The following is a 12,201-nucleotide window of genomic DNA, read 5'->3' as shown; positions in this document are numbered from 1 at the left end:
TCAGAGAATCGCCCGCACCACACCGCCGTCGACCCGCAGCGCCGCGCCGTTGGTGGCGGAGGCACCCGCGCCGCACAGATAGACGATCATGTTGGTCTGGAAAAAGCGCAGCCAATCCGCGTCGCTGATCTCATCGAACGGCTTCGGCTCGAAAATGCCGACATTATTGACCAGCACATCCAGCTCCGGCACCGCCGCAATCAGGGCCGCACAGCCCTCGGCACCCGCGAGATCCGCCGCCACCCCGGTGACCCGCGCGCCCGGCACCTGGGCACGGATCTGTGCCGCCGCCTCATCGGCCCGCACCTGGGTGCGACCGTTGACGACCACCTCCGCCCCCTCGCGGGCGAGCTCCAGGGCCGTCGCGAAACCGATGCCCAGGGTCGAGCCGGTGACCAGCGCGCGTTTACCTTGCAGTTGAAGATCCATAGATGAGTCCTTTAGTGTCTGTTGCTGAATGCGTCCGACCGGCCAGCGGGGGTCGCCCCTGAGGCGATGGCGGACCGCGATCCCCGGATGGTGGGACGGGGTGGCGAAGGATCAAGACCTAACCGGCAGTCATTGCGTATCCGCCTTACTCACTGTTGTGCGATACGCACCCAATCCCAAACCGCGAGACGATTGCTCGCGGCCTTGGCGAGACGGTCGTCGTTGGTCCAGAACTGATCACAGGCGGCCGTCAGCGCGGCAGCCAGATGGAGGGCGTCAGGTGTTTTGATCCGATGTTGGATCCTCAATTGGCTCGCCAGGTCAAACAGTGGCCGGTCAAAGCGGACCAGCCGGCACCGAGCAAAGTAACTGTCGTAGCGAGCCAGCAGATCGGCGTGCCCGTCACGTACCGCCTGGAGCCGGGCCTCCAGACGGACCAGCTCGCTGCTGTAAATCGTCTTGCCCACCAATAGACGAGCGAGGATCTCCTGCTGCTCCGGCTTGGCCTCAAACAGATCAATGACGATACAGGCGTCCAGGAAAACACGTGTCATCGTCAATCCCAACTCGCCCGCTCGGCCTCGACCGACGCGGCGATCTCTTCGCGGTCGCGCCCCACGACATTACGCGGGAGTACCGCAAGTAAGTCGTCGAGATTACCTTGCCCACGCTCAGTGTCCGGCCTCGATGTATCCTCACTCTCGTAGAGCACAATGACGCGCGCCCGGCCGGTTCGTGCTCCCTGCGGAAGCTGCACATGAATGGCGCGGTCCGGCGTGACCTCGGTATCGATCTCAATGGCAAGCATGCGACTCCTCCAGCATGTCGTGTTCGTTGAATTGCTCATAGTCGGTCCAGATACGAGCTAGTGTAGCGCAGCCCTCGTCCAACTCGTCACCAAGCCCCGCCGCCGTCAGGCGGCACCTGGGAGCGCCGCACCCCAGTGCGGCCCGGCCCATCAGTACACGCAACACCGCGGCCACTCGCGAGGCCTCGCCGCACTGGGGTGCGGCGCTCCCAGCGCCCCGTCTGCAACTGGAGGTCGAGCCTTCAGCCGGTGGCGGCTCCCGACATCGCCAGGAAACATCCGTGGCGCCGGCACGCCGGACCATGAAAGTCCACCGTGGGAGCGGCGTTAGCCGCGACGAGACCACGGACGCTTGCGCAGTCGCGTCGCGGCTGAAGCCGCTCCCACCGGCTCCCGGCGGGCCTGGAAGACGCAGGGGATGAAGACCACGAAGAGGCCGAGGTGCAGCAGCCAGACCGCCGGGAAGCGCGTGGCCAGGTCGATGCCGAGCAGGGCCGCTGGATTGTCAGCGAGGACACGAGGCCCAGGAGGGCGAAGGCGGCGAAGAGGCGGTTCATGTCAGGCCAGGGTCTCGAGGAAGAGTTGGACCTCGGCGGCCATCTCCCAATGCAGGTCGGGGGCCTCGGCGAGTGCGGGGTCGCGGCTGCCGGCGGCGATAGCGTCGAGTGCCTGGATGAAGGCGCGGCCTTCGTCGGGTTGGTCCGGGTTGGCAGCGAACTCCCGCAGCAGCGACCGGGCGGCGGCCGGGTCGCCGGCCTTCAGGTACACGGTCACGGCGAGCGCGAGACGGCCGGCCGGGGAGTGGTTCTCGCCGCCGTCATGCCGGTAGTCGAGGTAGGCGGCGCGCGCCTGGTCCCTGGCCACGGCGGCGTCGTCGGGGTTGGCGGCAGCCGTCTCGATATCGGCGAGGATGTCCCAGGTCGTCCAGGGCTCGGCGGCGTGGCCGAATGGCGCCTTGCACTCGATCGCCCGCTGGATCTGGCTGCGCGCCTCGTCGAGCCGTCCGAGCCGGCGCAGGTTGTCCCCGAGATTGTTCCTGACGTGGCCTTCGTGTGCCTCATCAACGGTCTCGACATAGAGGTCCGCGGCCTGCAGGTACAAGGCCACCGACTCCTCGGGGCGGTTCAGGACATCCTTATACAGATTGCCCAGTTGGATGAGCGTACTCGCCTGCCCGGCGCGATTGCCGAGCCGCACATTGATCGCCAGCGACTCCCGGTAGGCGTCCTCCGCCGCCCCCGGGTTGCCCGACTCCTGATAGGCCATGCCGGTCTGGTGCCAGGCGACGGCGACGGTGCCCTGCTCGCCCAGGGCAGTGAAGCGCGCACGGGCCTGCGCATGGGCGTCCAGTGCCTCCCGGTAGCGGCGCTGTTGCAGGCGGACCGTGCCGAGTTGGTTCTGACCGACGGCCACTTGACGCTCGGCACCGAGCCGCTCGGCGCGGGCGATGGCCACTTCATAGGCGGCGGCCGACTCGTCGAACCGGCCCAGGTCGCGCAGACAGTCGCCCTGGTCCGTGAGGCAGACGGACGCCATCACCTCCGCCGCCTGGTGGCCTCGGTCCCGCGCGATGGCCTCGAAGCCCTGCCTGGCCTCATCCAGCAGCGGCAGGGCCGGTCCGGCGCCGCCCGCGGTCTGGCGGACCCGGGCCAGCAGCCAGTAGGCCATTGCCAGGTCATAATCGGCATCCGGATAGCCCCCCCACCCGTCGGCCGGGCGCGCTGGAGCAGGGCCTGCGCGCCCGTCATCGCCTCGCGCAGGCGCCCGCCGGCCAATTGCTGCTCGATACGGGTGTACTCGGCATTGAACCGGGCATGGCCCCAGGCCGCGCCCGCGCCCTCCCCGAGCGCCCGGGCCGCGGCATCGCGCACCTGCCCGACGCGCACGAGCAGGCGCGGTGGGCCGAGCACCTGCAACAGGCGGTAGAGCCTGGTCGCCAGATCAATGGTCGCCTCGGCCTGCCCAGCCCCCTGCACCAGATCGAGCAGCGCGAAGAGGTTCGGCAGCCCCAGCAGCGTCAGGGTCGCGGCGACCTCGGCCTGTTGGCTTAGCTGCTGATACAGGAACCCGACATACTGCCCCATGGCCTCGCCCCAGCGGGCACTGAGGCTCCCCAGCTCTGCCGCTGTCACCCGCTCGCGCAGCCAGGGGCAGAGCGCGGGATTGAGCGTCAGGTGGTTGTAGGGGTCCGCGTTCGCGAGCCCGGTGCCGATCAGGTCCGCGGCCAGGGCGGCGCAGTCGGCCGCCTCCCAGCCCATCATCGCCTCCAGCACGTCCAGGTCGACCGCCCCGTGGAAGACCCCCAGCACCCGCACCCGCTCCTGATTGACCGGCGCCAGCCGCTGCACGGAGAGTGCAACCCCGGCATAGACCGACTGCTCGCGGCTCCCGGGAAAGTCGCGCTCCATCTGCGCCATCAGGTCGACGAGCGCGGCACGGGTCCGCGCCGGGCCGAGCGCCCGCAGGCTGGGCGCGATCAAGGCCAGGGTGCGGGCGTGCCCATGGACGGCCTCGACCAGTGCCTCGATCTCCTCCCGGGCGGCATCGGCGTCGGTGCCGGCCCCCTCCAGGTTCAGCACCTTGTGTCTGCTCCGGCGTGGCCCCGGTCTCCAGCGCGGCCTCCCAGTCGACCAGGACCGAGAAGCGCCGGGCGGCTCTGTCGCCGATGCGCGACCAGGATTGCAGGACGTTGGCGGTGTGCTCCGCGGGCAGGGCGGCCTGGTGCAGGTCCTGGCCCCAGCGCGCGAGGTCCTGCTCGACGCGCCGGGCGCGCTCCGCGAACTGGGTGCCGGGCCAGATGGCGTATTTCTCCAGGTACCAACGCAGGTCGTCGGCCTCAATGGGACCCAGGGGGGCGGTGAGGCGCCAACTGCGCGCGCTCGCCACCTCGCGCTGACCGGCCCCGTGCGGACCGGGCCCCGGCTCGTGGACCAGGCGGGCGCGGGCCGAGGGGCGGCGCACGCCCGCGCCCAGGTCCTCGTAGCGCAGGTCGGTGAGTTCCAGCACCAGTTCCTCGATCGGCTCGGGCGCCGGCTGCGGGGTCGGCGCCACGTCGGCCGGGAGGCGGCGGCCCAGGGCGGTCAGGATGGCGTTGAGTGCCGCGTCGATGCCGCCGGGTGTACTGCTGATAGGGATATAGGCGGGTTCGGTACCGAAGACCTGTTTCAAGACCCCGAGCCGGGTGCCGTCGAGCGAGAGCGGGATGACCGGGTAGTGGGCCGGGCCGCGGTCGCGCTGGACCTTGAGTGCATGGGCCAGCTCGTCGCCCACCCACTCGGATTGCAGGGCGGCGGGGCTCACCAGGACCGCATAGGCCGCCGCCGAGTCGATTGCCTCTTGGATCACGGGCCACAGCAGGTTGCCGCCGCGCAGTTCGCGGGAGTCGATCCAGAGGTCTTCGCCCAGATCGGCGAGCGCCTGCTGGAGGCGGCGGACCAGGGCATCGTCGGCGGTGCTGTGGGAGAGAAAGAGCGGCGTCTTGGCCATGAGTGGGTCCCTGAGTCACGGGGGGGATGACTGGTAAAGCTCCCCCCACTCACTCGGCGTGAGCGCGGGTGCCAGATCAAAGTCCAACGAGCCGCATGAGCCGATGCAGAATGACCTCGATCTCGGAGTCATCGAGCTGCGCAACCTCAGGACCACAGACGCGGGAAATGCTGATAGCCCGGCAGTGTTCGACCAATGCAAACGCCCCGAATCAGTGGCTCCACCAACCATCCTCCTCCGGCGGCAGCGGGGCGTCCATGGCGGCGTCAAGGTCCTCGGCCAGACGGCGCGCCGACGGATCGGCGCCCATGGCCCGCAGGCATTCCGCCATCGCGCGCCGCTCCAGGGCGCCGCGCGCCTGTGCGATCTCATGGACCACGGCCTGGCGAATCAACTCGGTCCGCGACAGGCCAAGCTCGTGGGCGATCTCAAGGCTGGCCTGGGCCAGTTCCTCGGGCAGTTCGATTGAAAGGGCGATCACCGCTTGCTCCGGGTGGGTCAGATACCAGATGCGAACAGAGATGAGGAGCCGGACGGGAACAAGCGGGGCCTGCTCGGTTACTAAGCTCCGTTTGATAACCTGGCTCAGGAACCGCCGCTTCCGGTGGGGCGTCGCGACCTGCGGTAGGCCTTCATCATCGTTCCGGCCAGCGTAGTGCGTCAACAGCAGAAGGCCGCGACTTACAGCGAAGGTCAGGCCGGTCCCCGGTGGGAGCGGCTTAAGCCGCGACGCGACCTCGCAATTCCGGCCACGGGAGGTCCCGGCGCAGAGCGCCTGCCCCATGCGTGACACCGCTCGAGCGGTGTCACGAGCGCAGCCTCAACTTCGCACCAGCCGCTCCATCAGCAAGGCCGAGAGGCTGCGGCGACCGTCAAGTACCGCGAGGACCAGCACCCGATCGGCCTGGACCCGATAGACGATGCGCCAGGGACGCTCGATGAGCTCTTGATAGTGAAGGACGCCAATGGCCCGTAATTCAGGAACGACCCGGCCACGTTCACGCTGCCCGGCCAGCGCCGCGGACCGGATCTCAAGCCGGGCGAGTACACCCTGGGCATTCTCCCGGCTGTCACGGGCGATGTAACGAACGATAGACCGCAGGTCCTGCCTGGCCGTGGCCGTCCACTCGACCGGCGTCTCAGTCACCGTCAGGCCCCAGGGCCGCCAGCTCGTTGCGCAGGTCCGCGAAAACCTCGTCCTGGGGGATCACCCTCCCCCGCGCGATGTCGGCCTCCCCCAGCACCAGTAGCTTGAGCATCAAGAGACCCTCCTGGTCCGCCTGATACTGCTCATAGTCCTGAACCACGGCCCGGCCCCGGCCGTTCTGGGTCAATACCAGAACGCCCGGCTCCTCGCGCATCCGGGCCAGCAGTCGGCTGGCGTCGGCCTTGAACTCGCTAAGGCTGATGATCGCGTCGGTCATGAGTGGCACCTGTATTCGATCTGAATTCGGTGTGAAAGTCTAGCACAACCCCCGCATCGCCCTCGTCACCAAGTCCCGCCGCCGTCAGGCGGCCCCTGGGAGCGCCGCACCCCAGTGCGGCCCGGCCCATCGGCACACGCAATACTGCGGCCACTCGCGAGGTCTCGCCGCACTGGGGTGCGGCGCTCCCGGCTTGCCACGCCGCCAAAAATTGACGTTGCACCCGGAAGCTCAGCTTCAGGGGACCGCGTTTGCGTGTGCGCTGGCTCGTGAAGCAGCCCTTGGCGCCGGGGGTTACCAAGCAGAGCTTCGTAACCAGGAATCGGAAGGATCAGGCGCCGTTCCCGCTGGCGTGTCCGCCGCCGCCATCGGGCAGCACTGCCGGATCGAGCCCGGCCTCGGCGCAAACCTCGTCCAACCGCGCGGCGATGCCCGGTGCATCAAGCCCGCTAGCGACGAGCAGGCCGGCGTAGTTGCGCAGGCTTACGTCCAGATTCGGATGGCGGTGCCCGGTCGTAGCGGTGAAGCGCAGCAGGATCGAGACGTTGCGGGGCATCAACGACTCGGCCCCGGCGATGCGGTCAGTGTTCTGGAGCAGCGCGGCCAGGTTATTTAGATCGGTGGCAACCTCCGGATGGTCCGGCCCAAGACTCTGCTCGTCAATAGCGAGTGCCCGACGTATCAGCGGCTCGGCCTCGCCGAGGCGGTTGGTGACCTGAAGCAATTGAGCCAAATTGTTGAGTCCAGTCGCGACCTTCGCATGGTCCGGCCCGTAACTCTGTTCATAGATGGCGAGTGCCCGGCGCATCAGCGGCTCGGCCTCGCTAAGGCGGCTGGTATCTTTGAGCAGTAAGGCCAGATTATTGAGCCTGACGCCTACCTCCGGATGGACTAGGCCGTATGCCAGCTCATCGATCGCGAGTGCCCGGCGCATCAGCGGCTCAGCCTCGGTAAGGCGGTTGGTGTCTTGGAGCAATTGGGCGAGGATGGTGAGCCGGACGGCGACTCTCGGGTGGTCCGCCCCATAACTCTGCTCGTCGATCGCGAGTGCCTGGCGGATCAGGGGCTCGGCCTGAGAAAGACAGTTGGTTTCTCGGAGCAATTGCGCCAGATTGCTTAGTCGGATCGCGACCCTCGGATGGTCCAGCCCGAACCCCTGTTCATCAATCGTAAGTGCCCGGCGCATCGCCGTTTCCGCTTCGGCGAAGCGGTCGGTCGCCGACAACAATTGGGCCAGGTTGTTTAGTGCAGTGGCGACAGTCGGATGGTCCGGACGGTACATTTGCTCGAAGATGGCGAGTGCCCTGCTCATCAACGGCTCGACTTCGACGTGCTCTGCCTTAGCGAGAAGAAAGCTCCCAAGCTCGTTCAGCAGCCGCGCCTCGGGACCTATGCTAACCCGGCGACCCTCGGCGTACGCCAGCAGCACCGTCAGATGGGGCGCCAGCAGCCCCCAGACCGGCCAGTAGCGCACATCCATCGGATCGCCAACCGCGGCGGCATCGGCCAAATCCAGGGCGGCGCCGAGCGCGGCGGCCTTCCGGTCCGCGGACTGGCACTCCCTGATCATCAGTGCCGTGACCCGGTGCAGCCGCCCCGGGCTGTCGAAGTCGGCCGCGGTCGGCTGGAGCAGCGACAGGTCGGCGAGTTGGGTCAGCGACTCGGCGGGGTCCGGTGCCGGACCTTGCGCGGCATCTGCTGCGAGCAGCCCGGCCAGGACCTCGGCGGGCGGCGTCCTGCCGGCAAACAGCGCCTCCAGCCCCTGCGGTGCCGCCCCATGATCGAACAGGAAGCGCGGTAACGGCTCAGGCCCGAGCCAGGCGATCAGGTCCAGCAGCGCGCGGGCCGGCTCCGGCAGGATGTCGGCGCTGGTCTGCCAGGTGGTGGCGAGCGGGCGCGGGTAGTTCATGAGCCGGGCATCGTGCCATTGGCGCACCCGTGCGTCGGCACGGCGCCAGCGCACGAGATAGTCGGCAAGCCCAATGCGCTCGCGGCAGACGAAGGCAGCGGCCTGCTCCAGGGCGAGCGCGAGTCCGTCCAGTTCCCCAGCCAGGGTCTGCGCCTGGTCGGCGTCGTCCGGCCGCGGGCGACGACGGCCCGCGGTGCGCTCCAGCAGAAAGTCACGCGCCGGCTCCGGGTCCAGCACGTCGAGCGGCAAGGCGTGGACCTGGCCTGGCCAGTTGGCGAGCCGGCCGGTCAGCAGCAGGTGGCCCTGGGTGAGGTTGGCGCACAGCCGATCCGCGGCGGCCGCCGCCGCCTCATCGTCCAAGTTGTCCAGGATCAGGAGCCAGCCAGAGTGGGCGGGGTCGGCGAGCCAGCGCAGCACCGCCGCGGCGCGGGCGGCGGACTCGGTGACATCGGTCGCGACACCGAGCACCGGGGCGAGTCCGGCGACCTGGGCTTGCAGTTGTTCCAGCACGCGTGCGGCGGCGGCCTCGGTCACAAGCTCGCCCCCCAGCGAGCCAGTCGGCTCGACCGTCGGCGCGGCGGTTACAAACAGCAGCGCCGAGTAGTCCTCGGCATGCCGCCAGGCATACTCGACCGCCAGCCGCGTCTTGCCGATGCCGCCGAGTCCGTGGACCGCGTGCCGGGTACCGATGGCCTGGGCCGCACCGCGCCCCGGCATGAAGCCGGCGCGGATCTCGGCGAGCACCGCCTCACGGCCCTTGAACAGGGTGCCGAGCGAGGGATAGGGGAGGTTCTGGGGTTTGGCTGACCGCGCGGCGGGCGGTGTTCCGGTCCGCGCCGGCAGATCGATGAGTTCCCCGACGGGTTCGCACACGATGGCTGGCTGACCGGTCAGCAGCCGGTACAGGGCCTCATAACCGGGGTCCGTGAGGTCGAAGCCCCCCAGCCTAAAGCGCGTCCAGCCGCGCACGATGGCCGGAATCGAGGACTCGGGCTCGTCATTGAGCAGCACCGGGACGATGCGGCGATTGCCCTTGGCATCGTAAAGCTCGTCGCCGATCAGTTTTCCTTCCCAAAAGACCCCCTTGCCGACATCTGGATCGACGCGGTCTTCGAGGCGGTCGTGGTAGGCCCGCGAGCAGACCATCAGCACCCAGCGGGCCTTCCCCGGCCTGAGTTGATCCCGGCACCAGCGCGGCCAGTCCAGCAGTTCATGACCATGGAATTGATCCAGGTCGACCGCAAGCCCATTGCGCCGCAGGGCCTGGGTCAGGGCCAGCACTGCGGCTGAGTGCAGCTCCGAATGCTGGGCATAGCTGATAAAGATGCGGATCGGTGCGTCGGCTACGCTCATATCGGGGTCCCTGGTGGCTGTGCATGGCGACAGCTTAACGCGAAATCCAGGGGGAGGAGGAATTGGCATCAATCATCCTGTCGGCACCCGGGCGCTCAGCAGAGTTGAGCGCCTCACTCAACGCACCGTCCCCTGAGTCGCCGCCAGCGAATCCAGAACAGACTGGATGACCTCCGCACCTATCCGAAAATCGGTCTGCAAGAGGGCATCGAATACGACACGGGCGGACGGTATCAATTGGCGCTGCTCGGCCATGCCGATGATCGCCGCGACCCCGATAAGCTGGAGTCCGGCCCGGCGCGCCTCGCGCCGCGCCAGCCGGTCAGGACGAGGCGAGCCATTGTTCAAGGGTCTGCATGTCAGCCCGATGGTCGATCGGATCGGCACCGGCAACGGGGATACCGAGTCGGGACAGGTGGGTCGTCATGGCGGAGACGCTGACCCGTGCCACGCGGGCGGACCGACCGAGTGACATGGCACCGTCTTTGTAGAGTGCGACGGCCAGGGCCAAGGCCAGCCCGTCGCCCTCCGCGGTCGCGGCGGATGCGTCCAGGTGCATCAGTATCGCTTCGGGGTGATCGCCCTTGAGGACCAGGACCGGGCCGTCGTGCGTTTTGCGAACCGCTTCGGCAGGGTCGTTCTTGAGTTGGCGGATATTCACGGATTGCATGTCGGCTGGCCTGACGAACGTCGGGGGTACATGGCGTAGGAACCCGGTGAGCATAGCAGGATGTCCTCCCGACAGGCGGTCGGCGCTACCACGGATCTCGCAATTGCGGCCACGGGCGCTCTCGGCGCAGAGCGCCTACCACATGCGTGACACCGCTCGAGCGGTGTCACGAGCGCAGCCTCGGCCTCCAGCAGCAGGCGCAATTACAAGCGCCAGACCGTGCGCAGGTTCGGATAGGTCTGGATGGTTTCATCTGCCGTCACCAGCCGCGCGTTGCGCTCCTGCGCCGTGGCAATGATGATGCGGTCAGCGGGGTGTCGAGCAGGATCACTGGTAAAGCTCGCCCCACTCACTCGGCGTGAGCGCGGGTGCCAGGTCGTCCCCGTGCAGCTGCGCGCCTTTGAAGGCGAGCCGCGGCGAGGGCCGGTGCTTTTTCGGTGCGGCCAGCTCGGCCTGGTCGACATCGAGCAGCACGATCACGCGCGCCGGACCACGGCACTGCGGGCGCGGAAGCTTGATGTGAATCTCACTGTTTTCGTCGATTTCGGTGTCTATCTCAATAGCAAGCATGCGACTCATCCAGCATGTCGTGTTCGTTGAACGTCAATCGGCGCCGAGGCCAGCTACAGCCACCAGTGCAGTTGCGAAAACCTCGCCTCAATGATCTGCCTTGATCATTATTGCGGCCACCCTGCGAACATTCGTCGCGGCCTGGGGGCCGCTCCTACCCGTGTAGGAGCGGCCCCCAGGCCGCGACGGGTTGCCGCAAGGACAGGTCTAGCCGGAGCCATGACCAAGGCCCAATGCGGTCTTCATCATCGTTCCGGCCAGCATGGTGCGTCAACAGCAGAAGGCCGCGACTTACCGTGAAAGTCAGGCCGGCCCACGGTGGGAGCGGCTTCAGCCGCGACACGACCTCGCAATGCCGATCACGGGCACTCCCGGCGCAGAGCGCCTGCCACAGGCGTGACACCGCTCGAGCGGTGTCACGAGCGCAGGCCCCAGCGGCACCTGGGAGCGCCGCACCCCAGTGCGGCCCGGCCCATCCGCAGACGCAATAGTTTCGGCCACCCGCGAGGTCTCGCCGCACTGGGGTGCGGCGCTCCCAGAGCCGACGCTCGTAGCTTGCCACGCGGCCGAAGATTCCGTACTCTTTTCCCTTCAATGCCGCGAACAGGTGCCGCCGCGGGCATCGCGACACGCCGATATTCCTGCGCCCTCCCCGCACGCAGGGGCGGGCCGAGGTGGGGGGCAAGCCTTGCCTCCGGCGCGGCGACCGGACTGGTCCGACGCCGCTTCACGCCCATTGACCGCAATGCCGGTCTGACTGGAGGACGCGAAGATGACACTGCATTGGCGCACCGCTCATACCGGCTGGTTCAGGTATCTGGCCCCGGCTGTTCTGTTCTGGCTGTGTACCCTGGTTTCCACCGGGACCCTGGCCGATTTTCAGGCGGGTGTGGTCGCGGCTAACCGGAAGGATTACGCGACGGCATTTCGCGAATTCCGTGCGGCGGCCGAGCAGGGCGATGCCAAGGCGCAAACGATAATCGGCGCCATGTATTACGAAGGCAAAGGCGTGGCACAGGACGAGAAACAAGCGGTGGCCTGGTACCGCAAGGCCGCCGAACAGGGCGATGCCGGAGCGCAATTCAACCTCGGTGTCATGTACGCGAACGGCGAAGGCGTGGCACAGGACAAGAAGCAAGCGGCGGCCTGGTACCGCAAGGCCGCCGAGCAGGGCAATGCCAAGGCGCAATCCAACCTCGGTCTCATGTACAACAATGGCCAAGGCGTGGCGCAGGATAAGAAGCAAGCCGTGGCCTGGTATCGCAAGGCCGCCGAGCAGGGCGATGCCGGTGCGCAATTCAACCTCGCTAATAAGTACCACCGCGGTGAAGGCGTGGCACAGGACGAGAAGCAGGCGGCGGCCTGGTACCGAAAGGCCGCCGAGCAGGGGTTTGTCGACGCGCAATTCAACCTCGGTGTCATGTACGACAAGGGCCAAGGCGTGACACAGGACAAGAAACAAGCGGTAGCCTGGCTCCGCAAAGCCGCTGCTCAGGGCGACCCCGAAGCCCAGTCTGCATTGAAAAAACTCGGCAAATAGCCGCGACGCGAC

At 67.6% G+C, this 12,201-nt stretch carries 14 protein-coding genes; 1 reads left to right on the top strand and 13 read right to left on the bottom strand.

Translation table 11 applies throughout. From position 1 onward, the window contains the following. The 13 genes from QZX93_RS08185 to QZX93_RS08120 all read right to left on the bottom strand — a co-directional run bounded on the left by QZX93_RS08185 (position 1) and on the right by QZX93_RS08120 (position 10,649). Positions 1-429, bottom strand: coding sequence for an SDR family NAD(P)-dependent oxidoreductase (locus QZX93_RS08185; RefSeq protein ID WP_295384337.1), 429 nt, complete (start codon positions 427-429; stop codon positions 1-3). Positions 430-578: 149 nt separating this feature from the next. Further along, positions 579-995, bottom strand: a complete 417-nt coding sequence (locus QZX93_RS08180) for a type II toxin-antitoxin system VapC family toxin (protein ID WP_295384340.1) — start codon at positions 993-995, stop codon at positions 579-581. Next, a complete protein-coding gene (locus QZX93_RS08175) occupies positions 986-1,237 on the bottom strand; it encodes a hypothetical protein (RefSeq protein ID WP_295384343.1) in 252 nt (83 codons plus the stop codon). The genes QZX93_RS08180 and QZX93_RS08175 overlap by 10 nt, the downstream gene beginning before the upstream one ends. Then, a complete protein-coding gene (locus tag QZX93_RS08170) occupies positions 1,224-1,412 on the bottom strand; it encodes a hypothetical protein (protein WP_295384347.1) in 189 nt (62 codons plus the stop codon). Before QZX93_RS08170 ends, QZX93_RS08175 begins: the two co-directional genes overlap by 14 nt. Before the next feature lie 383 nt (positions 1,413-1,795). Then, positions 1,796-2,905 (bottom strand): tetratricopeptide repeat protein, encoded by a 1,110-nt coding sequence (locus QZX93_RS08165; RefSeq protein WP_366759960.1) that lies wholly within the window; start codon positions 2,903-2,905, stop codon positions 1,796-1,798. Between the two features lie 273 nt (positions 2,906-3,178). Beyond that, positions 3,179-4,723 carry a toll/interleukin-1 receptor domain-containing protein gene (locus QZX93_RS27300; protein WP_366759976.1) on the bottom strand — a complete coding sequence of 515 codons (1,545 nt, stop codon included), beginning with the start codon at positions 4,721-4,723 and terminating at the stop codon, positions 3,179-3,181. A 211-nt stretch (positions 4,724-4,934) separates the two neighbouring features. Then, positions 4,935-5,204, bottom strand: coding sequence for a ribbon-helix-helix protein, CopG family (locus QZX93_RS08150; RefSeq protein WP_295384354.1), 270 nt, complete (start codon positions 5,202-5,204; stop codon positions 4,935-4,937). A gap of 339 nt (positions 5,205-5,543) precedes the next feature. After that, complete coding sequence (locus tag QZX93_RS08145; protein ID WP_295384356.1) at positions 5,544-5,870, bottom strand: type II toxin-antitoxin system RelE/ParE family toxin; 327 nt, start codon at positions 5,868-5,870, stop codon at positions 5,544-5,546. Continuing rightward, positions 5,863-6,147 carry a type II toxin-antitoxin system Phd/YefM family antitoxin gene (locus QZX93_RS08140; protein WP_295384358.1) on the bottom strand — a complete coding sequence of 95 codons (285 nt, stop codon included), beginning with the start codon at positions 6,145-6,147 and terminating at the stop codon, positions 5,863-5,865. Before QZX93_RS08140 ends, QZX93_RS08145 begins: the two co-directional genes overlap by 8 nt. Positions 6,148-6,478: 331 nt before the next feature. After that, a complete protein-coding gene (locus QZX93_RS08135) occupies positions 6,479-9,409 on the bottom strand; it encodes a toll/interleukin-1 receptor domain-containing protein (RefSeq protein ID WP_295384360.1) in 2,931 nt (976 codons plus the stop codon). 117 nt (positions 9,410-9,526) lie between these two features. Beyond that, the gene (locus QZX93_RS08130; protein ID WP_295384362.1) at positions 9,527-9,757 is read right to left on the bottom strand and encodes a DUF3368 domain-containing protein; all 231 of its coding nucleotides are present in this window, start codon (positions 9,755-9,757) and stop codon (positions 9,527-9,529) included. Beyond that, a complete protein-coding gene (locus QZX93_RS08125) occupies positions 9,732-10,133 on the bottom strand; it encodes a UPF0175 family protein (protein WP_295384364.1) in 402 nt (133 codons plus the stop codon). Before QZX93_RS08125 ends, QZX93_RS08130 begins: the two co-directional genes overlap by 26 nt. A 273-nt stretch (positions 10,134-10,406) precedes the next feature. Continuing rightward, positions 10,407-10,649 carry a hypothetical protein gene (locus QZX93_RS08120; protein ID WP_295384366.1) on the bottom strand — a complete coding sequence of 81 codons (243 nt, stop codon included), beginning with the start codon at positions 10,647-10,649 and terminating at the stop codon, positions 10,407-10,409. A 772-nt stretch (positions 10,650-11,421) separates the two neighbouring features. Between QZX93_RS08120 and QZX93_RS08115 the strand changes: the two genes are divergently transcribed. Continuing rightward, positions 11,422-12,189 carry a tetratricopeptide repeat protein gene (locus tag QZX93_RS08115; RefSeq protein WP_295384960.1) on the top strand — a complete coding sequence of 256 codons (768 nt, stop codon included), beginning with the start codon at positions 11,422-11,424 and terminating at the stop codon, positions 12,187-12,189. Positions 12,190-12,201: the final 12 nt, after the last annotated feature.

The organism is uncultured Thiodictyon sp. (assembly GCF_903946935.1).
In the GTDB taxonomy this organism is placed as follows: Bacteria; Pseudomonadota; Gammaproteobacteria; order Chromatiales; family Chromatiaceae; genus Thiodictyon.
The sequence above is the reverse complement of the archived record's forward strand: the minus strand, read 5'-3'. Positions and strand labels throughout refer to the sequence as shown.